We start from the raw sequence: 19,567 nt of genomic DNA, 5'->3' as shown, positions 1-19,567 counted from the left end.
CCCGTGTCATCATACTATACATCTGTATTGAATGAATCAGATAAAAAACTGATAAATAAAACAACACTGCGCTTCAGAATACACTTTCCTTTTTACCATCAAGAGGTCACAATAAGCGGTTAAATATTTTATGAATCTGCACGAGGAACTTCATGCTTACCGCCGTTGGTTTATTAATTGTCGGGCTTATTTTATTAGTCTGGAGTGCTGACAGGCTTGTTTTTGGTGCTGCTGCGCTGGCCCGGAATATTGGCATCTCTCCGCTGGTTATCGGAATGACTATCCTGGCAATGGGGTCTTCTGCACCAGAAATGATGGTATCTGCAACTGCGGCTATTGCAGATAAAACGGATACAGCTGTCGGCAATGTGTTAGGTTCAAATATTGCAAATATTGCTCTGATTTTAGGATTAACTGCCCTGATTAAACCGCTTTCTATCAGTTCCGGTTTGCTCAGAAGAGAACTTCCGCTCATGATTGGAGTCACACTGGTAGCCGGATGGATTTTATGGGATGGACATTTAGGATTCGGTGAAGGGGTTATTCTGTTCGTTTTATTCTTTCTTTTTATTATCACCATGCTGCATATCAGCAGGAAAGAGAAAAAAAAGGGAGACGCGCTGATATCAGATCAAGAGTCTGAAGTACCGGAAGGGGTCGAAACAAAGAAAGCCGTTATCTGGCTGATTATCGGATTGATCCTGTTGCCGGTCTCGGCAGACATGTTGGTTGAAAATGCAGTTTATATTGCCAAATATTTTGGGATGAGTGATTTGGTCATTGGATTGACAATCATTGCGATCGGAACCAGCTTACCTGAACTGGCTGCTTCACTGGCGGGTGTTCTTAAAGGTGAAGATGACATGGCAGTCGGAAATATTATTGGCTCAAATGTTTTTAATATTCTGGCGGTGATGGGTATTCCCGGCATTATCAACCCGTCCGTCCTGAGTGAACATGCAATGGGTCGTGATTTTTGGGTCATGCTGATTGTGTCGCTCTTGTTAGTCGTGATGTCTCTGGGTAAATCCAAAAGCATTAACCGGATTGAAGGATTGGTATTATTCCTGATTTTTGTCGCCTATCAAACTTATCTGTTTATGAATATGTCCGCCTGAATTTAGAAGTAAAATTGTGATCAACGGGGTTAAAAATGTCACAGTGTTTTGATTATAAAAGCTATGCCAAACAAGTACTGAAAATAGAAATTGAAGGTTTGCAACAACTTGAGAATTTTTTTGATGATCATTTCTGTCAGGCTTGTGAAATGGTACTCCACAATACAGCAGGCAAAGTCATTGTGATGGGAATGGGGAAATCAGGACATATTGGTAAGAAAATCGCAGCAACACTGGCAAGTACCGGCACGCCGGCATTTTTCGTCCACCCCGGCGAAGCCGCTCATGGTGATTTAGGGATGATATCCGAAGGCGATACTGTTATCGCAATCTCATATTCCGGAGAATCATCAGAAATACTCTCTCTCTACCCCGTACTCAAACGACGCTCAATTAAAATCATTTCCTGTACCGGAAACCCTTTGTCCAATATGGCCAAACTATCTGACTGCCATCTCAGGGTGTCTGTGCCGGAAGAAGCCTGTCCGTTAGGGTTAGCGCCAACTTCAAGTGCCACGGCAACACTGGTCATGGGTGATGCATTGGCGATCACGCTGCTTCAGGCCCGGGGATTCACAAAAGAAGATTTTGCTTTATCGCACCCGGGCGGTGCACTGGGACGTAAATTATTACTTAAACTTGAAGATATTATGCATACCGGCGATGAACTGCCAAAAGTCGGTCCGGATGCTTTAATTAAGGATGCACTTCTGGAAATCAGTCAGAAAGGCTTGGGAATGACTGCTGTTATCGACCAAAATGAATCATTGCTCGGAATTTTTACAGATGGTGATCTCCGGAGAATTCTGGATAAACGTATTGATATTCATGATGCAACCATCATGGACGTGATGGTAAGTCATCCTGTCACGGCAACACCCAATATGCTGGCTGTCGAAGGATTAAATCTGATGCAGGAAAAAAGAATCAATGGATTGATGCTGGTACAGGATAATCGTTTGGTCGGAGCCCTCAATATGCATGATCTTTTGAAAGCAGGAGTCATGTAGTGAGCGATATGATTGAGACGTTATATGGCCCTGTTCAATCAGAAATTTGGGACATTGCTTCTGAAATAAAACTGTTGATCTGTGATGTAGATGGCGTTCTCTCTGATGGCCGAATATATATGGGAAATCATGGTGAAGAGCTGAAAACATTCCATACCCGGGATGGATATGGCCTGAAGTCGCTCATGAACGCGGGCGTTCACATTGCCATTATTACCGGAAGACAATCGCAGATAGTCGAAAACCGGATGAAAGCTTTGGGCATCTCTTTGGTTTATCAGGGCCAGGATGACAAGGTGAAAGCCTATCAGGATATCTGCCGCCGGTTAAAAGTGTCTCCACAGCACACCGGATATATTGGTGACGACCTGATTGACTGGCCGGTCATGCAGCAGGTCGGTCTCAAAGTTTGTGTCGCGGATGGGCATCCGCTATTAGCCCGCCGGGCTAATTATGTCACAACTATCAATGGTGGATATGGTGCAGTAAGGGAAGTTTGTGATTTAATCTTAGAAGCTCGCGGAGAGCTGGATACACATAAAGGCCTGAGTATATGAGTTTGTCTCGTGTCATGTATATCCTGTTATTTTTTGTGATATGTTGGTCTGCATATTACCTGCTGGATAACTACGATGCTGCCGATATCCAGGTCACGCCTAACCTGGAGTTACCCATGTTTAGTGGTGACCGGATTTCAAATATCTCATATGATGCGCAAGGGGTAAGAAATCATATTATTACAGCAGTCCATCTGGATTATTACTCCCGAAGCGGTAATACCATTTTTGAATCTCCGACATTGCGCGTCTACAGAGACGGTGATCAGCTGGAGTGGGAAATTACAGCGCAAAGAGGAATTTTAACCAAAAATAAAGTGCTGACACTTTATGACAGAGTGCTGGCTAAAAATTTACTCGAAGATTCAAGCTTCGATGAAATGTCAACGGCCCGCTTAAGTATACAATTAGGAAATCGTGACTTCTGGACGGAAACCCCCGTCCGGCTAAACGGGGATCAGTTTGAAATAACAGGGCAGGCAATGAAAGGGAACTTTTCCAATCATTCTGCTCTTCTTTACAACCATGTACAGGGTAAATATGAAAATATCGCACCTTAGCCTGATCACATGCCTGTTCGCGTCAAGCTGTGCTTTTGCTCTATCGAACGATACAGAGCAACCAGTTTATATTGACTCAGACAGTCAACAACTTGATTTAAAAAATAATCAGGTGACGTTCATCGGAAATGTGACACTGAAACAAGGCAGTATCAGTATTCATGCAGACAAACTGGTTGTAACGCGTGAAGATGGCAATATAAAAGAAATTCGGGGTTTTGGTAATCTGGCAACATTTTCGCAGCTGACCGATGAAGGGAAAACACTTTATGGTGAAGCGAAAACACTGACTTATCAAATGAGAAATGATCAATTGACCATGTCCGAAAAAGCCATGCTTTCGCAAGATGACAGTGTGATTCGCAGTACAACTATCCGCTATAAAATTTCAGCGCAAAAACTCATTGCTGACGGAAACTCCAGCAGCCGGGTATCCACAGTTCTCCAACCACAAGCTGTAAGTAAATAATTGACTATGGCCATACTAAAAGCAACACACCTAGCCAAGAGCTACAAAAAACGGAAAGTGGTGTCGGATGTGAGTCTGCAGGTTGAATCAGGCCAGATTGTCGGTCTTCTGGGTCCCAATGGCGCCGGAAAAACAACCTCATTCTATATGATTGTTGGCTTAGTCGCCCGTGACGAAGGTTCAATCACAATTAACGGGAAAGATATCAGTATTCTCCCGATGCACCAGCGTTCCCGGATGGGGATCGGTTATCTTCCACAAGAGGCCTCCATTTTCAGAAAACTCTCGGTTGAAAACAACATTATGGCTGTTTTGCAAACCAGAGAATCGTTATCCAGAGAAGAGCGTCAGGACAAACTGGAAGATTTGCTGGAAGAATTTCATATAGGACATATCCGCCACAGTGCTGGTATGGCTCTTTCCGGCGGGGAAAGAAGGCGGGTTGAAATTGCCCGCGCCCTGGCTGCAAATCCGAAGTTCATTTTATTGGATGAACCTTTTGCCGGCGTTGATCCTATCTCTGTGATTGATATAAAAAAAATCATTGAACACCTCAGAGATCGTGGATTAGGTGTATTGATCACTGACCACAACGTCAGAGAAACCTTGGATGTTTGTGAAAAAGCCTATATCGTTAGTCAGGGAAAACTCATTGCCGAAGGTACCCCCAAGCAGGTGCTGAATAATGCTCAGGTGAAACAGGTTTATCTCGGTGAGCAATTCCGTCTATGATTAGTAGATAAAGATATAAATATAAATAAGGCAACAGAATAAGGTTATTAATACCGGATGAAACCTTCATTACAACTCAAGTTAGGTCAACAGTTAGCAATGACGCCTCAGCTACAACAAGCGATTCGTTTGTTGCAGCTATCGACATTGGATCTTCAACAGGAGATTCAGGAGGCCTTAGATTCAAATCCGCTTCTGGATGTAGAAGAAACGTTTGATGACGCAGCAACAAACGAAAATGCATCAACTGACAACAAGAAAGAAGAAAAAGAAGCAACAGCTGATGTCTCTGAAACAGAGGTGCAGGTTCAGGATAGCTCCGAACTGATTGAAAAGTCAGAAATCAGTTCAGAGCTGGAAATTGACACAACCTGGGATGATATTTACAGCGCAAATACTGGCAGTACGGGGATTTCTATCGATGATGATATGCCTGTTTATCAGGGAGAAACAACCCAAACGCTGCAGGATTATCTGATTTGGCAATTAGATCTCACACCTTTCAGCGATATTGATCATGCAATTGCGCTGGCAATCATTGATGCAATTGATGACTATGGGTATCTGACGCTATCCCCTGAAGAACTTCTTGAAAGTATTAAAAATGATGAATATGAAGTTGAGCTGGATGAAATAGAAGCTGTCAGAAAACGTATCCAGCAATTTGACCCGCTGGGTGTCGCATCGCTTAATTTACAAGATTGTCTTTTACTGCAACTCACCACCTTTCCTGAAGATACGCCATGGTTAACCGAAGCTAAGTTAGTACTTACAGACCACATTGACCAATTAGGTAACCGGGATTACAAACTTATCCAGAAAGAGACTAAGCTTAAAGAAAACGAGCTTCGTGAAGTCCTGCAACTCATTCAGCAACTCACTCCGCGTCCTGGAAATGAGATTAACAAAGAGCATGCTGAGTACGTTGTCCCTGATGTTTCGGTATACAAAGACAGGGGAAAGTGGGTTGTCACCATCAATCCGGACAGTATTCCAAGGCTCAAGATCAATCAGCAATATGCGGAACTTGGCCGGGGAAATAGCGCGGATGGCAATTACATCAGAACAAACCTTCAGGAAGCTAAATGGCTCATTAAAAGTCTTGAGAGCCGAAATGAAACATTACTCAAAGTTGCAAAGTGTATTGTTGAGCATCAGCGTGACTTCTTCGAGTACGGGGAAGAAGCGATGAAACCAATGGTACTTAATGATGTTGCACTTGCTGTTGATATGCATGAATCAACAATTTCACGGGTTACAACACAGAAGTATATGCATACACCACGGGGTATTTTCGAGCTGAAGTACTTTTTCTCCAGTCACGTCAGTACCGATAATGGTGGAGAGTGTTCATCAACCGCAATCAGAGCGCTTATCAAAAAGCTTGTGGCTGCAGAAAATCCATCTAAGCCACTGAGTGATAGCAAAATTGCGGCACTTTTAGCTGACCAGGGGATTCAGGTAGCCAGACGCACCATTGCAAAATACCGTGAATCTTTGGGGATCGCTCCATCAAGTCAGCGTAAACGCCTGCTATAACTATCAGGCCCAACTGAGAAGGAAAGTCTATGCAAATAAACATTAATGGCCATAACATTGATCTGACCGATTCAATGCAAGACTACGTTCACTCAAAATTTGATAAACTCGAGCGATTTTTCGACCATATCAATAACGTCCAGGTTATTTTGCGGGTTGAAAAGGTACAACAGATTGCTGAAGCGACACTCCATATCAACCAGGGTGAGATTCATGCAACATCTGAAAATGAGAACATGTATGCTGCAATCGACGGCCTGATAGATAAACTGGTTCGACAGCTAAACAAACACAAAGAAAAATTAAGTAGTCATTAATCATGCAACTTCGAGAAGTACTTTCATTGGACTGCACGAAAAGTGCAGTCCAGTGTTCAAGTAAAAAACGTGCGCTGGAAATTATTAGTGAAATTGCAGCGGAACATGCCGGATTAAACGCAACTGAACTTTTTGAAAGTATGCTTTGCCGGGAGAAAATGGGAAGCACCGGTATCGGCAATGGAATCGCCATTCCACACGCAAGAATGGGGGCCGGCTATGAAAGTGCCGTCGCTGTATTCGTTCAGTGTAAAGACCCTATTGATTTTGATGCCATAGATAACCGTCCTGTTGATCTTTTATTTGCATTATTGGTTCCTGAAGAGCAATGCAAAGAACATTTAAAAACACTGGCCAACATGGCTGAGCGATTAAATGACAAACAAACACTCAGGCAATTACGTAAAGCACAAAATAACCAGGAGCTTTACGATATAATGGTCCGGGAATCCTGACAGATATCGGAGTAAGCGCATGCGTTTAATTATTGTCAGCGGCCAGTCCGGCGCAGGAAAGAGTGTTGCTTTACGGGTACTTGAAGACCTTGGCTACTATTGTGTAGATAATCTTCCGGTCGATCTGCTGGATGCCTTTCTTCAGTCGGTTCATCAGGGAAAGCAGAACATTGCCGTCAGCCTCGATATCCGGAATCTGCCTCAGGATCCAACACTTCTGCTCACAACCATTCAATCAGTCAAAAGCTCTTTAGCTGATGATGTCAGCATTTTATTTCTGGATGCAACTCAGGAAACGCTGCTTAAAAGGTATAGTGAAACCCGCAGAATTCACCCTTTATCACTGCAAAAGCATCAGCTGACTCTGGCTCAGGCCATTGACCTTGAAAAAGACATTCTGGTCCCGCTGAAAGAGCATGCAGACCTGACGATCGATAGTACGAATAAATCGATTCATGCCTTAAGCGAAACAATCCGGATGCGCGTCGAAGGACGGGAAAGGAAATCACTGGTCATGGTTTTTCAGTCTTTCGGGTTTAAATATGGGTTGCCAAAAGATACCGATTTTGTTTTTGATGTCCGCTTTCTTCCCAATCCACACTGGCAACCCGAACTCAGGCCTCAGACTGGTTTAGATGCCCCGGTTAAAGCTTTTCTGGAGCATCACCCTGAAGTCATGGAAATGAAACATCAGCTTCAGTTGTTTGTCGAATACTGGCTTCCTTTAATGGAGAAAAACAACCGGAGTTATCTCACCGTTTCTATTGGTTGTACCGGAGGCAAACATCGTTCTGTCTATCTGACACAACAAATTGGTGAGTATTTCTCTCAGTTAGGTCATCAGGTCCAAATCCGTCATAAATCATTAGAAATGGAAATCAAATAGCAAAATGACACAACTTTGTAAAAAAGTGCTCATCCAAAATCGTTTAGGGCTCCATGCCCGGGCTGCGATAAAATTAGTCGAGCTGGCACAATCTTATGATGCAACCCTGACAATCCGTAATCAGGATGGCAAAGAGGCAACCGCTGATGGTGTCATGGGATTATTAATGCTTGAATCCGCTCAGGGACAATATGTCACTATCTGCGCTGATGGATCAGAGTCAGGTGATGCCCTTGATGCCGTATGCCACCTGATTGAAGATAAATTCGAAGAAGACGACTGAAAACCCAATGCACTCAAAAGCGCCCTGATTATCGCTATACTTGAAATAAATCACTGTAAGCGTATCCTGCTTCAACCCCATATTGACATGAAACGACACAATTCAGTGTTAACCTCAGTTTTTTCCGGAAAAATAATGTCCGGTGAAATAACTTCTTATTAAATAAGAATTAGAATTAAGTTACTATGGTCTAATAATAAAATGTGATAAGCAGGAGGTAATCATGGCAGAGCATATTGAATTTGACCAGGCTCACCAAACCCTCCAGGAAGTGACAGAAGCCTTAGAAAATGGTCGGTTTGTCCATGTACGCAGACAACTTCAGGACATGGAGCCTGAAGACATTGCCCACCTTTTAGAAGCCTCTCCCCGCAAAAGCCGTGATGTTTTGTGGCAACTGACCGATCCGGAAGATTATGGCGACATTCTGGATGAGCTCAGTGAAGATGTGAAAGATGCACTGGTATCCAAAATGCCACTCGAGCGTCTTGCTGAAGCCACAGAAGGTATGGACACCGATGACCTTGCCTACGTTTTACGTAGTCTCCCGGAAGATATCTCGCAAAGTGTATTGGCGCAGATGGATGCTATTGACCGGCTGCGGGTTGAAACGGCACTCTCCTATCCTGAAGATACCGCTGGCGGACTGATGAATACAGACTTCATCACCATTCGGGGAGATGTTGATGTGGATGTTGTTCTCCGCTATTTAAGAATTAAAGGTGAACTGCCACAAACAACAGATGCTTTGTATGTGATTGATGAAGAGAGCCGCCTGATCGGCCACTTGTCACTCACCCATCTGCTGACATCACAACCTGATGTGCGTATCTGCGACATTATGGATGATGCTGATGAAGCGATTCAGGTCGATATGAAAGATACCGATGTTGCCAGTCTCTTCGAACGGCGGAAATGGGTTTCGGCCCCGGTCGTTAATGAAGAACAATTTCTGGTTGGCCGGATAACAATCGATGATGTGGTTGATGTGATCCGGGAAGATGCAGAGCACTCGATGATGAGTCTTGCCGGGATGGACGATGAAGAAGATACATTTGCTCCAGTCATGAAATCAGCCCGTAAGAGAAGTATTTGGCTCGGTGCAAACGTACTGGCAGCACTGGCTGCGGCTTCGGTTTCTAATATGTTTGAAGCAACACTGGAGCAAATGGCTGCAATTGCCGTCTTAATGACCATTGTGCCTTCTATGGGAGGGGTTGCCGGTAATCAGACTATCGCACTGGTTATCCGGGGATTAGCTCTCGGTCACGTCGGGGACAGTAATAAACGGGAGTTGCTTTTAAAAGAAGCGGCAGTTGGTATTTTGAATGGCTGCTTATGGGCATTACTGATCGGTGGTATTGTTGTGCTCTGGAAAGGCAACTGGCTGCTGGGTGGCATTATTTCTGCTGCAATGCTGACCAACCTCACTGTCGCAGGCATCGCTGGTGTGACAATTCCGCTGATACTGAAAAAGATGAAAATCGATCCCGCACTGGCCGGAGGAATGGCTTTAACAACGGTGACGGATGTGGTCGGTCTGTTTGTTTTTCTTGGTCTGGCAACGATTCTGATTTCCTGACCCCGAAAAAATAAACGCCATCAGGCATGAATAAACTTTATGCAACACCCCGGAAAACTCCGGGGTTTTTCTTGATAATAACGATGCAGAGAAATGCTTATACCATTCTAAGTAATTTTCTGATCTGGATATATCTGGTTCCGCAAACCGCTCAAGCCATCCATGGGCGCTTCAACAAGGGCATCCATGCCCTTGTATGTTTGCTCCACCAGACACATCCAGATGATCAGTTTATTTTCCAGATTGGTATTACTCGCCAGCAACTTTCATTGATTCAATCAAAACAGAGCCGGTCTGAATTTGAGAGCGGGTTTCTACATCATTGCCTATGGCAACAATCTGACTGAACATATCTTTCAGGTTACCGGCAACAGTAATTTCTGAAACCGGATATTGAATTTCACCATTTTCAACCCAGAAACCGGCCGCACCACGCGAATAATCTCCGGTGACGATATTGACACCTTGTCCCATCACTTCTGTCACCAGAAATCCGGTATCCAGCGCTTTCAACATTTGAGTAAAGTCCTGATTGCCGGAAGAATGAACAAACCAGTTATGGATCCCACCGGCATGACCGGTTGGTGTCATATTCAGCTTTCTGGCAGAGTAACTGGTCAGCAGGTACGTAGCCAACACACCATCAGTGACAATATCAAGATCTTTGGTTGCCAGTCCTTCACTATCAAATGGTGTGGATGCCAGTCCCCGTAACACGTGCGGTTTTTCAGCAATACAAAACCAATCGGGGAAGATTTGCTGGCCCAGCTGGTCCAGCAAAAATGATGACTTCCGGTAGAGATTACCGCCACTGATCGCTGAAACAAAATGGCCGATTAACCCGGTAGCGACTTCAGGCGCAAACATCACCGGATACTTTCCGGTTTTCAGCTTCCGGGCATCCAGGCGACTCACCGTTCTTTCCGCAGCCAGTCGTCCGACAATTTCAGGTTTCCATAAATCATCCCGGTGCCGGGCAACACTGTAGCTATAATCCCGCTCCATTTTGCCTTGATCATCTTCACCAATGACACAGCAACTGACACTGTGGCGGCTGGAAGCATAACTCGCCAGTAAACCATGGCTGTTGCCATAGACTTTTACACCATAGTGACTGTCATAACTGGCACCATCACTTTGTTTAATTTTCGGACTAAAATCCAGCGCAGTTTTTTCAGCAACAATCGCAATAGCCGCCGCATCATCCGGGTTAGGTTCATCGGGGTGGAATAAATCCAGCTCAGGGATTTCTTTCACCATGAGTTCTTTGGGCGCGGGACCGGCACAAGGGTCTTCTGATGTATATTGCGCAATATCCAAAGCAGCGAGGACAGTTTGACGGATAGCATGCTCACTTAAATCAGATGTTGATGCACTTCCTTTTCTTTGCCCACGGTAAACTGTAATCCCTAAAGCGCCATCACTGTTGAATTCAACATTTTCAATTTCACACAAACGGGTTGATACACTTAACCCGGTAGTTTTAGTAATTGCAACTTCTGCAGCATCAGCGGTCCCGGATGCCAGTTCAAGTGCCTTTGCAACAGCCGACTCTAGCTCCGTCCGCTGTTGTGTAACCTGCTGTTTAATATCCATAACTCATTTCTTTTGATTCACCTGTTTTAATAGCATAACAAGAATTTGTCCTTCCCCCCACGATTCTTGTTAAAATAAACAGTATTGATAAGTTACGAAGAAAGAAATGATGGCACGCAAGAATCAAAAAGCCCCCTGGGAAGAGGAAGAAGAGATCATTTGGGTCAGTAAAACCGAAATGAAAAATGACATGACTGAGCTGCAAAAACTCGGAGAAGCACTGGTCGCTTTAAAACCGGCAATTCTGGAAAAATTCCCGCTTTCACAGGAGCTGGCGGACGCTATCACAGATGCGCAACGTTTTAAAAATGAAGCCAAAAGACGTCAACTCCAGTACATCGGTCGCCTGATGCGTCAAATTGATCCGGAACCCCTGCAGGCTGCTCTGGATCGCTACAACAACAAACATTCTCAGGCCACAGCGGTCCTTCACCGGCTGGAAAACTTACGCGACAAAATCATTCATGAAGGGGATACAGCGATTGATGAAGCGATGGACAAATATCCTCAGGCTGATCGGCAACGATTACGACAGCTGGCAAGACAAGCCAAAAAAGAGCAACAGTTGCAAAAGCCACCGAAAGCATCCAGAGAAATATTTCAGATGTTGAAAACCTTTGAAGACGAAAATTTCTGATTTTCTGTGACACCTCGATTTTCTGTGACACCATGGCATAGCCATGGTGTCTTTTTATATCATACAGAGACTATGCCTCTCTGTGTTCGATATCAACCTGAGCGACCTGAAGTGAGGAACAGGTATTTAGCCGGCTTTGACAAAATCACGTAAAACCGGATCAGGATGACTGACAGATAGATCTGCCGTCCTGCCTGTCGCATAAACCTTATTTTCATGCACATAGACAAACTGCTCAGCAATACTCAATATATCCCTCAGATGATGAGTCACCATCAACACTGTTGTCTGTCTTTCTCTGGCTAACCGCTTAACCAGCGTCAGCATTTCTTCTCTTAAAACCGGGTCTAACGCAGAGAAAGGCTCATCAAGCAACCAATAATCCCGCGCCTGTACAAAGCAGCGTGCTAAAGCAATCCGTTGTTTTTGTCCGCCAGACAACTGTTCAGGTAATCGCTCCAGCATAGACTCTATCCCCACGAGCGCCGCAGCCTGATTTATCTGCTGCTGATCTTCACGGCTTAACCTCAGACCAGGATTGAGTCCAAGACCGATATTTTCTCTCACTGTCAGATGACTGAACAGATTGTGCTCCTGAAATAAAACAGAAAAAGGACGCAGATAAGGCGGGTCAGAGAGAACCGAGCGGCCATCAACACTGATTTCACCTGAATCAGGGGTAATAAATCCGGCAGTCAGACTTAATAAAGTTGATTTTCCGGCACCACTGGCGCCCATGATGGCGACAATTGTTCCCCGAGACACTTCCAGTGAAAAATCAAACCAGTTGTGCTGATATTGATAGCGAACCTGATCAAGTTTTAACAAGTGATTTTCCTCCTGTTCTGAACAATTTTTCAGCCCCCCAGAAACAACCAACACTCATCATCAGTAAGAATAAAGCAACAACGGCTGCCGCTTCCATTTGATAGCTTCCCATTAACTGGAATAAATACAGCGGCAACGTTTTGAAATCCTGACTGCCAAATAATGCAATGGCACTCAGGTCTCCCATCGACACCAAAAAGCTGATGACAAAAGCGTGAACAACAGGCTTCCTGATTGCCCGCCATTCAACAATCAAAAACCGCCGCCACCCCTGCATTCCCAGACTGGTACATAAAAGGCTATATTGACGCGCAATAGTCCACATCGGCTGATGCAGCGTTTTAATCACATAAGGTAAAGCCATCATTGCATTCACGACCACAACGACGCCAAAAGCGAAATGGAATGCATCCGTAAACATTCTCAGCAACAAAAAAAGTCCGGTACTCAACACAATGCCGGGAGTGACCAGAATCATCATGCCGGATGTTTCCAGTAAATCAGCCCGGCGCCGGTTTCCCTGTAGCCGCCACGCCCGGCTGGTCGCCAAAAGACAAATACCGGCAGTAACCGATAAACCCGCGGCTATCGATGCAACACACACCGAGTCTTTGAAGGCGTGCCAGAAACTAAGACTAAAAAGCACCCCGGAAAGATGTACATTCACCCCACTCAGACAAACCATAAACAACGGGGGTAAGACCAGAAGTAAACATATCAAAATCCAGCACCAGTCCCACACCTGAGAAAGTAAGGTATCCCTGAAAACGGGTTGTACAGCAGAACTGCCACCGGAGCGTACAGAAATCTCCCGGCTCATTCGCTGCACACCATAAGATAACGTGCTACACAGTAAAATCTGCCAGACAGCAAGTACCGCACCGGACTGCAAATCAAAATCAAACTTGATTGCCTGATAGATCCCCAATTCAATCGTTGTTGCTTTTGGCCCGCCTCCCAGCGCCATCACAGTGGCAAAGCTGGTAAAACACAGCATAAACACCAACCCCGCAATATGAGGAAGTTGCTGACGCAACCGGGGCCACTCAATCAACCTGAACCTGGCCCAGGGTCCCATGCCCAGGTGTAAAGCCAGCTGATCATGCTGAACAGGGATCATGTCCAGAACATGCAAAAATAAACGGCTCGCATAAGGTAAATTGAAAAAGACATGTGCCAGTAAAATACCATTCAACCCATAAATGGAGAGTGAAAATTCCCTGCCCCACAACTGGTATAGCTTCGCGACCAGCCCGCTGTGACCATAAATGGCTAACAGCCCGAACACCCCGACCAACACCGGCATCACTAAAGTGATGGAAAATAATTTCAGCAAGACATGGCGACCGGGAAAGTTTCTGCGCTTTAATGCCACAGCAACAGCTAGTGCCGGGATAACACTCAGTAATGTTGAAAGACCGGCCTGACAGAAGCTAAACCAGGTCATGTGCAAATAATAACTATCTTGCAACAATTCACTGAATGCCAAATCAGAGGCATGAAAAATCAGTGCACCTAATGCACTGACGACAAAAACCATGACAACAAAGACCACCCAAAGCCCGGCACGGGGCGTATCAACAAAACTCATCAGTCAGACGTCAGAGCCTCACGCCACTCACGAATCCACTGTTTACGCTTCGCTGCAACCTGTTCAGGAGTAAAGCGCAGCGTTTTCGATGGATGAACCAGATGCCGAAACCCTTCCGGAAGCGAAACTGCAGTAACCGGATACATCCAGTTCCCTGTCGGAATCACGGACTGGAATTGTTCACTGAGCATAAACTGGAGAAACTGTCTTGCCAGTTCGGGATGCTGGCTACCCGATAACCGGGCTGCAACTTCCACCTGCATGTAGTGCCCTTCTTTAAACGCCGCCGCTGCATAGCGATCATCCTTTTCAGCAATCTGGTGATAAGCAGGAGACGTTGTATAAGACAGCACCATATCGGATTCGCCTTTCAGGAACATCGAGTAGGCTTCTGACCAGCCTTTAGTCACTGTCACGGTTTTTTGAGATAACTTCTGCCATGCCTGAGCTGCCTGATCTCCGTAAACTGACTTCATCCACAGCAATAATCCCTGACCCGGTGTAGATGTACGTGGGTCCTGATAAATAATCTTCAGCTGATCAGATTGCTCAACTAAAGCTTTCAGACTTTCAGGTGGATGAGGTAATTTATCCTTACGATACACAAAAGCAAAATAACCATAATCAAACGGCACAAATGTTTTGTCCTGCCATCCATCGGGTAAATGAACGGCTGAAGTATCCACCTGATGAGGCGCCAGTAAACCGGTCTGTTTCGCCTCTTTCATCAGACTATCATCCAGACCCAAAACAACGTCCGCTTTGCTATGATTTCCTTCCAGTCTGAGACGGTTAAGAATCGAGACACCATCATCAAGGGAAACAAACTGCAAATCACAGCCACACCGGGTTTCAAATGATTTCTCGATCTCCGGTCCGGGGCCCCATTCAGAAGCAAAAGAGTCGTAGGTATAAATTGTCAGGACGGGTTTCTCAGCCGCTTCAACAGACAAGCTGGTCAATACAGCGCTGAAAGCAAGAGTCAGGGATAAGGTTTTAACAGATTTCACCGTTCGTTCTCCATTATTTGAACGGCACAGGGTTGAGGCAAATGACATGAACAAAAAATGATCACCACATGGCACTCAATTCCTACGCCAGCATTATCTGGTTCAGGTCACCAATTTTGACAATTGGCATTATGGGTCCCGGCTTTCAGGCCGATCTCAGCGTCAGATGATCAATATAAATCCATATTCACATCTGTTTTAGCTCCCCAATGAGTGCAAACGAGTTTACTGTGAATCAAAGAAATTAGCTACCATTTCCCCGATTCTGGCTCACTCAGGGCGACGATTGTCATATCCCCACCGGGGGACAATGGACTGTTCAATCCCCAGATGATCTGAAATCCGTCCGACAAGGAAATCAACCATATCTTCAACGGATTCAGGCTGAGTGTAAAAACCGGGTGAGGCTGGCATAATAGTGACGCCTGCCTGAGACAGTTTCAGCATGTTTTCCAGATGAATGGTAGAAAACGGCGTCTCACGAACAACTAACAGTAATTGCCCTCTCTCTTTGATGACCACGTCAGCAGCCCGTTCAATCAGATTATCAGACATACCATACGCAATCGCTGCAAGACTGCCCGCAGAACACGGACAAACCACCATCTGTTTCGGTGCAGCAGAACCGGAAGCAACCGGAGAAAACCAATCTTCTTTCCCACAGACAACCAGCTGCTCAGACCGGCACTGCATGTAACCGACCAGAATCTCATGCGTTTTTTCTGGTGAAGCTGGTAATTTCAACCCTTGTTCGGTCGCCAAAACCACCCGTGCGGCAGAAGAAATCAATAAATACACCTGATAATCAGCCGCCAGCAAATGTTGTAATAAACGGAGTCCATAAGGACCACCTGAAGCACCCGTCCATGCCAGTGTAATTTTTTTCTCTTTTTGTAAATCAGACATATTCATGCTTCTCCAGTACTGCTAATAATTTTTGATGAATGCCACCAAACCCACCATTACTCATGACCAGAATCTGATCCCCTGGACGGGCATATCCAACGATCTGACTGACCAGCGTATCGACATCATCACAGACAAACCCAACAGACCGGCACTGACTGGCAACATCGGCAACAGACCAGTCCAGGTTTTCTGGCTGATACAGAAAAACAGCATCGGCAGCATCGAGTGAAGCTGCAAGTGTAGTTTGGTGAACTCCCATTTTCATCGTGGCTGACCGGGGTTCCAGTACCGCCAGGATCCGCTGCTGACCAACTTTATTTCTCAACCCTTCCAGCGTCAGTCTGATAGCCGTCGGGTGATGTGCAAAATCATCATAAACACTCACCCCTTTTATTTCTCCGCGTTTCTCCAGCCTGCGTTTGGTGTTAATAAAGTGCCCCAATGCTTCACAAGCCAGTTCAGGAACGACGCCGACATGCCGTGCCGCGCCAATTGCCATCAACGCATTCCGGACATTATGGTCACCGATTAATTCCCAGTCGACACGTCCGACAACATCCCCTCCCCATAAAATCTGGAACGAAGATCCATCTTTTTTCAGTTTTGTTACATTCCAGTTTTCATCGCTGCCGGTATATTCAGTTTCACTCCAGCATCCTTTCGCAAGAACATCAGCCAGATGACGGTCCTGAGCGGGTAAAAGTATTCTGCCAATGCCGGGAACAATCCTGACTAAATGGTGAAATTGCCGCTTAATCGCATCTAAATCATCGAAGATGTCAGCATGATCAAATTCCAGATTGTTCATAACCAAGGTCTGGGGATGGTAGTGAACAAACTTAGATCGCTTGTCGAAAAAAGCACTGTCATATTCATCCGCTTCGACCACAAAAAAGTCAGTTTTTCCCAATCGGGCAGACGTATCAAAGTTGCCGGGCACGCCACCAATCAAATATCCGGGCTCATAACCGCAATACTCAAGAATCCAGGTCAGCATACTGGATGTCGTTGTTTTGCCATGTGTGCCTGATACGGCCAATACCCATCGATCGCGTAATAAATAATCGCATAACCACTGCGGTCCGGAAGTATAATTAAGACGATGATTTAACAAATACTCTACACATGGATTTCCACGCGTCATTGCATTCCCGACCACAATTAAATCAGGCTCAGGCTGAAGTTGCTCAGGCTCATAACCTTTAATAATTTCAATACCTTGTGACTCAAGCATCGTACTCATTGGCGGGTAAACATTCAGATCAGAACCCGTAACACGATGCCCCATTTGGCGGGCAAGGATGGCAATTCCACCCATGAAAGTACCACAGATTCCAAGTATATGTATGTGCATGAATTTGTCTTATTCCTCTGCTGAAGAAACTCCGCCTTATTATCATGATTCATACGAATAAAAGCGAGTCAGAATCCCGTTATTTCCCAACAAATAGCGCACTTATTCTATTCAAAAATGGCTATCATAAATTTATTTCAAAAATGTGAGGTTCATCAGTTAGTTCATTACCATAAATAAGATCCCGGTCATAGACTTTCAAACAGTCATCGAAAAACAGAACTACTTTCAAGTGACTTCACGACTTTCCGAAACCAGAATGAAACCAAATGACAATCAATGACAAAGAACGCGCTTCATACAGATTGCATCTGGATTCACAGGTGATTTTTTTGATTATATGCTGAAGGACACAATATGTCAGAAATGAGAACACTGGGCGAGTTCATCATTGAAAAACAGAGTGATTTCCCCCATGCCAGCGGTGAATTGTCTTCACTTCTGGCTTCAATACGCCTCGCAGCCAAAATTGTAAATCGCGAAATAAACAAAGCCGGTCTGGTCGATATTACCGGAGCTATCGGACAAGAGAATATTCAGGGTGAAGTCCAACAAAAACTGGATGTCTATGCGAACGAGAAATTTAAATCAGCGCTCGAAGCACGGGATCAGGTCTGTGGTGTCGCCAGTGAAGAAGAAGATGAAGTCGTTCTGTTTAATAAAGACCTGAATAAGAATGCCAAGTATGTCGTTTTAATGGACCCGCTGGATGGTTCTTCCAATATCGATGTGAATGTTTCCGTCGGAACCATATTTTCGATATACCGACGCGTCTCACCGATTGGTACTACACCGACCAAAGAGGACTTTTTGCAACCAGGCAACAAGCAGGTCGCAGCCGGTTATGTCATCTATGGCTCATCGACTATGCTGGTGTATACGACAGGTAAAGGTGTAAATGGCTTTACCTATGATCCATCTTTGGGCACTTTCTGTTTGTCTCATGAAAATATGATGATTCCTCAGGATGGACGGATTTATTCAATCAACGAAGGCAACTACATTCGCTTCCCGACGGGCGTGAAGAAATACATCAAATTCTGTCAGGAAAATGTGCCGGAAGACAATCGTCCATATACATCACGGTATATTGGCTCGCTTGTTTCCGATTTTCACCGAAATCTGCTGAAAGGCGGCATTTATTTGTATCCAAGCACGTTGAGCCATCCTCAAGGTAAACTAAGACTACTTTATGAATGCAATCCGATGGCTTTTCTGATGGAACAGGCCGGTGGTCTTGCCAGTGATGGCGTCAACCGAATCATGGATCTGGAACCGAAAGAACTTCATCAACGTGTTCCATTTTTTGTCGGCTCACCTAACATGGTTCGCAAGGTGGAAGAATTTCTGGAAAATCATCCGGATTAAACACTTCATACGGAAGCCCTTTTACAAAAAAGGGCTTCTCTGCTTATGCTTTGTTTCCCGGCTGCAAATAGTTCTGATCAATCGTTGCGATTCTTTCATATGACAGATGATTTCAGTCATACAGGTTTTGCGTTCAAAGCTGAACTGAATAATAATATGCGTCCTAACTGAAAAGTTAATTAAAATCTAAGGAATTCTTTCATGAGCTTGAACAATGTGCCTGCTGGCAAATCTCTTCCGGATGACATTTATGTTGTTATCGAAATCCCGGCAAATGCAGACCCAATCAAATATGAAGTAGACAAAGACTCTGGTGCTGTATTTGTAGACCGCTTTATGTCTACACCGATGTTCTATCCATGTAATTATGGTTACGTGAATAACACGCTGTCACTGGACGGTGATCCAGTAGACGTTTTGGTACCAACGCCTTATCCACTGGTTCCTGGTGCAGTCATTCGCTGTCGTCCGGTCGGTGTTTTAAAAATGACCGATGAATCAGGTGAAGATGCTAAAGTTGTTGCGGTTCCTCATTCTAAACTGACGAAAGAGTATGATCACATTCAGGATGTCGATGACCTGCCAGAATTACTGAAAGCACAAATCAAGCACTTCTTTGAGCGTTACAAAGAGCTGGAAGCCGGTAAGTGGGTAAAAGTAGACGGCTGGGAAAATGCAGAAGCTGCACGCGCGGAGATTCAGTCTTCTTACGAACGTGCTCAGAAATAATCAGCGATTCACATCGTATCAATAAGCAAAAGCCATT

At 44.9% G+C, this 19,567-nt stretch carries 21 protein-coding genes; 15 read left to right on the top strand and 6 right to left on the bottom strand.

Annotated elements, in window-relative coordinates; all coding sequences use genetic code 11:
• The first annotated feature begins 152 nt into the window (after positions 1-152).
• The 12 genes from OCV29_RS01945 (at position 153) to mgtE (ending at position 9,508) form a co-directional block, all read left to right on the top strand.
• The gene (locus OCV29_RS01945; protein WP_073602931.1) at positions 153-1,118 is read left to right on the top strand and encodes a calcium/sodium antiporter; all 966 of its coding nucleotides are present in this window, start codon (positions 153-155) and stop codon (positions 1,116-1,118) included.
• Between the two features lie 35 nt (positions 1,119-1,153).
• Positions 1,154-2,128 carry a KpsF/GutQ family sugar-phosphate isomerase gene (locus OCV29_RS01940; protein ID WP_073602932.1) on the top strand — a complete coding sequence of 325 codons (975 nt, stop codon included), beginning with the start codon at positions 1,154-1,156 and terminating at the stop codon, positions 2,126-2,128.
• An 8-nt stretch (positions 2,129-2,136) separates the two neighbouring features.
• Positions 2,137-2,685: a 3-deoxy-manno-octulosonate-8-phosphatase KdsC gene (gene kdsC / locus OCV29_RS01935; protein WP_370737175.1), complete on the top strand. Its 549-nt coding sequence runs from the start codon at positions 2,137-2,139 to the stop codon at positions 2,683-2,685.
• Positions 2,682-3,245, top strand: coding sequence for an LPS export ABC transporter periplasmic protein LptC (gene lptC, locus OCV29_RS01930; protein ID WP_073602934.1), 564 nt, complete (start codon positions 2,682-2,684; stop codon positions 3,243-3,245). The genes kdsC and lptC overlap by 4 nt, the downstream gene beginning before the upstream one ends.
• A complete protein-coding gene (gene lptA / locus OCV29_RS01925; RefSeq protein ID WP_073602935.1) occupies positions 3,226-3,714 on the top strand; it encodes a lipopolysaccharide transport periplasmic protein LptA in 489 nt (162 codons plus the stop codon). Before lptC ends, lptA begins: the two co-directional genes overlap by 20 nt.
• 6 nt (positions 3,715-3,720) lie before the next feature.
• On the top strand, positions 3,721-4,446 hold the full coding sequence (gene lptB, locus OCV29_RS01920; RefSeq protein WP_073602936.1) for an LPS export ABC transporter ATP-binding protein: 726 nt from the start codon (positions 3,721-3,723) through the stop codon (positions 4,444-4,446).
• Positions 4,447-4,503: 57 nt separating this feature from the next.
• Complete coding sequence (locus OCV29_RS01915) at positions 4,504-5,985, top strand: RNA polymerase factor sigma-54 (RefSeq protein ID WP_073602937.1); 1,482 nt, start codon at positions 4,504-4,506, stop codon at positions 5,983-5,985.
• Positions 5,986-6,014: 29 nt separating this feature from the next.
• Entirely contained in the window at positions 6,015-6,302 is a 288-nt protein-coding gene (gene hpf, locus OCV29_RS01910; protein ID WP_073602938.1) for a ribosome hibernation promoting factor, read from the top strand.
• Between the two features lie 2 nt (positions 6,303-6,304).
• Entirely contained in the window at positions 6,305-6,757 is a 453-nt protein-coding gene (gene ptsN / locus OCV29_RS01905; protein WP_073602939.1) for a PTS IIA-like nitrogen regulatory protein PtsN, read from the top strand.
• A gap of 19 nt (positions 6,758-6,776) precedes the next feature.
• Positions 6,777-7,643, top strand: a complete 867-nt coding sequence (rapZ, locus tag OCV29_RS01900) for an RNase adapter RapZ (protein WP_073602940.1) — start codon at positions 6,777-6,779, stop codon at positions 7,641-7,643.
• A gap of 4 nt (positions 7,644-7,647) precedes the next feature.
• The gene (locus OCV29_RS01895; RefSeq protein WP_073602941.1) at positions 7,648-7,926 is read left to right on the top strand and encodes an HPr family phosphocarrier protein; all 279 of its coding nucleotides are present in this window, start codon (positions 7,648-7,650) and stop codon (positions 7,924-7,926) included.
• 223 nt (positions 7,927-8,149) lie between these two features.
• Positions 8,150-9,508: a magnesium transporter gene (mgtE, locus tag OCV29_RS01890; RefSeq protein WP_073602942.1), complete on the top strand. Its 1,359-nt coding sequence runs from the start codon at positions 8,150-8,152 to the stop codon at positions 9,506-9,508.
• A gap of 249 nt (positions 9,509-9,757) precedes the next feature.
• Here mgtE and pmbA read toward each other — a convergent pair whose 3' ends face one another.
• Positions 9,758-11,104, bottom strand: coding sequence for a metalloprotease PmbA (gene pmbA, locus OCV29_RS01885; protein WP_073602943.1), 1,347 nt, complete (start codon positions 11,102-11,104; stop codon positions 9,758-9,760).
• A 109-nt stretch (positions 11,105-11,213) separates the two neighbouring features.
• On the opposite strand from pmbA, the gene yjgA reads away from it, so the two are divergent.
• Positions 11,214-11,741 carry a ribosome biogenesis factor YjgA gene (yjgA, locus tag OCV29_RS01880; RefSeq protein ID WP_073602944.1) on the top strand — a complete coding sequence of 176 codons (528 nt, stop codon included), beginning with the start codon at positions 11,214-11,216 and terminating at the stop codon, positions 11,739-11,741.
• A gap of 126 nt (positions 11,742-11,867) precedes the next feature.
• Here the strand turns inward: yjgA and thiQ are convergent, their stop codons facing one another.
• The 5 genes from thiQ to mpl form a co-directional block, all read right to left on the bottom strand.
• The gene (thiQ, locus tag OCV29_RS01875; RefSeq protein WP_073602945.1) at positions 11,868-12,569 is read right to left on the bottom strand and encodes a thiamine ABC transporter ATP-binding protein; all 702 of its coding nucleotides are present in this window, start codon (positions 12,567-12,569) and stop codon (positions 11,868-11,870) included.
• Positions 12,556-14,160, bottom strand: a complete 1,605-nt coding sequence (gene thiP, locus OCV29_RS01870; protein ID WP_073602946.1) for a thiamine/thiamine pyrophosphate ABC transporter permease — start codon at positions 14,158-14,160, stop codon at positions 12,556-12,558. Before thiP ends, thiQ begins: the two co-directional genes overlap by 14 nt.
• Positions 14,160-15,170: a thiamine ABC transporter substrate binding subunit gene (thiB, locus tag OCV29_RS01865; protein ID WP_370737173.1), complete on the bottom strand. Its 1,011-nt coding sequence runs from the start codon at positions 15,168-15,170 to the stop codon at positions 14,160-14,162. The genes thiP and thiB overlap by 1 nt, the downstream gene beginning before the upstream one ends.
• Positions 15,171-15,440: 270 nt before the next feature.
• The gene (locus tag OCV29_RS01860) at positions 15,441-16,076 is read right to left on the bottom strand and encodes a flavin prenyltransferase UbiX (RefSeq protein ID WP_073602996.1); all 636 of its coding nucleotides are present in this window, start codon (positions 16,074-16,076) and stop codon (positions 15,441-15,443) included.
• A complete protein-coding gene (gene mpl / locus OCV29_RS01855) occupies positions 16,069-17,433 on the bottom strand; it encodes a UDP-N-acetylmuramate:L-alanyl-gamma-D-glutamyl-meso-diaminopimelate ligase (RefSeq protein WP_073602947.1) in 1,365 nt (454 codons plus the stop codon). Before mpl ends, OCV29_RS01860 begins: the two co-directional genes overlap by 8 nt.
• 357 nt (positions 17,434-17,790) lie before the next feature.
• Here mpl and fbp point away from each other — a divergent pair, with 357 nt between their 5' ends.
• Together fbp and ppa are read left to right on the top strand one after the other, a co-directional pair.
• Positions 17,791-18,801 carry a class 1 fructose-bisphosphatase gene (fbp, locus tag OCV29_RS01850; protein ID WP_073602948.1) on the top strand — a complete coding sequence of 337 codons (1,011 nt, stop codon included), beginning with the start codon at positions 17,791-17,793 and terminating at the stop codon, positions 18,799-18,801.
• 201 nt (positions 18,802-19,002) lie between these two features.
• The gene (gene ppa / locus OCV29_RS01845; protein ID WP_073602949.1) at positions 19,003-19,530 is read left to right on the top strand and encodes an inorganic diphosphatase; all 528 of its coding nucleotides are present in this window, start codon (positions 19,003-19,005) and stop codon (positions 19,528-19,530) included.
• Positions 19,531-19,567: the final 37 nt, after the last annotated feature.

Source organism: Vibrio aerogenes, assembly GCF_024346755.1.
Classification (GTDB): Bacteria; Pseudomonadota; Gammaproteobacteria; order Enterobacterales; family Vibrionaceae; genus Vibrio; species Vibrio aerogenes.
This window is presented reverse-complemented; position numbering and strand designations above follow the sequence as displayed.

What these genes read in the sequence shown, in the direction of transcription:
- OCV29_RS01945 (WP_073602931.1), top strand. Translation starts at nt 153, where the DNA reads ATGCTTACCGCCGTTGGTTTATTAATTGTCGGGCTTATTTTATTAGTC.
- OCV29_RS01940 (WP_073602932.1), top strand. Translation starts at nt 1,154, where the DNA reads ATGTCACAGTGTTTTGATTATAAAAGCTATGCCAAACAAGTACTGAAA.
- kdsC (WP_370737175.1), top strand. Translation starts at nt 2,137, where the DNA reads ATGATTGAGACGTTATATGGCCCTGTTCAATCAGAAATTTGGGACATT.
- lptC (WP_073602934.1), top strand. Translation starts at nt 2,682, where the DNA reads ATGAGTTTGTCTCGTGTCATGTATATCCTGTTATTTTTTGTGATATGT.
- lptA (WP_073602935.1), top strand. Translation starts at nt 3,226, where the DNA reads ATGAAAATATCGCACCTTAGCCTGATCACATGCCTGTTCGCGTCAAGC.
- lptB (WP_073602936.1), top strand. Translation starts at nt 3,721, where the DNA reads ATGGCCATACTAAAAGCAACACACCTAGCCAAGAGCTACAAAAAACGG.
- OCV29_RS01915 (WP_073602937.1), top strand. Translation starts at nt 4,504, where the DNA reads ATGAAACCTTCATTACAACTCAAGTTAGGTCAACAGTTAGCAATGACG.
- hpf (WP_073602938.1), top strand. Translation starts at nt 6,015, where the DNA reads ATGCAAATAAACATTAATGGCCATAACATTGATCTGACCGATTCAATG.
- ptsN (WP_073602939.1), top strand. Translation starts at nt 6,305, where the DNA reads ATGCAACTTCGAGAAGTACTTTCATTGGACTGCACGAAAAGTGCAGTC.
- rapZ (WP_073602940.1), top strand. Translation starts at nt 6,777, where the DNA reads ATGCGTTTAATTATTGTCAGCGGCCAGTCCGGCGCAGGAAAGAGTGTT.
- OCV29_RS01895 (WP_073602941.1), top strand. Translation starts at nt 7,648, where the DNA reads ATGACACAACTTTGTAAAAAAGTGCTCATCCAAAATCGTTTAGGGCTC.
- mgtE (WP_073602942.1), top strand. Translation starts at nt 8,150, where the DNA reads ATGGCAGAGCATATTGAATTTGACCAGGCTCACCAAACCCTCCAGGAA.
- pmbA (WP_073602943.1), bottom strand. Translation starts at nt 11,104, where the DNA reads ATGGATATTAAACAGCAGGTTACACAACAGCGGACGGAGCTAGAGTCG.
- yjgA (WP_073602944.1), top strand. Translation starts at nt 11,214, where the DNA reads ATGGCACGCAAGAATCAAAAAGCCCCCTGGGAAGAGGAAGAAGAGATC.
- thiP (WP_073602946.1), bottom strand. Translation starts at nt 14,160, where the DNA reads ATGAGTTTTGTTGATACGCCCCGTGCCGGGCTTTGGGTGGTCTTTGTT.
- OCV29_RS01860 (WP_073602996.1), bottom strand. Translation starts at nt 16,076, where the DNA reads ATGTCTGATTTACAAAAAGAGAAAAAAATTACACTGGCATGGACGGGT.
- mpl (WP_073602947.1), bottom strand. Translation starts at nt 17,433, where the DNA reads ATGCACATACATATACTTGGAATCTGTGGTACTTTCATGGGTGGAATT.
- fbp (WP_073602948.1), top strand. Translation starts at nt 17,791, where the DNA reads ATGTCAGAAATGAGAACACTGGGCGAGTTCATCATTGAAAAACAGAGT.
- ppa (WP_073602949.1), top strand. Translation starts at nt 19,003, where the DNA reads ATGAGCTTGAACAATGTGCCTGCTGGCAAATCTCTTCCGGATGACATT.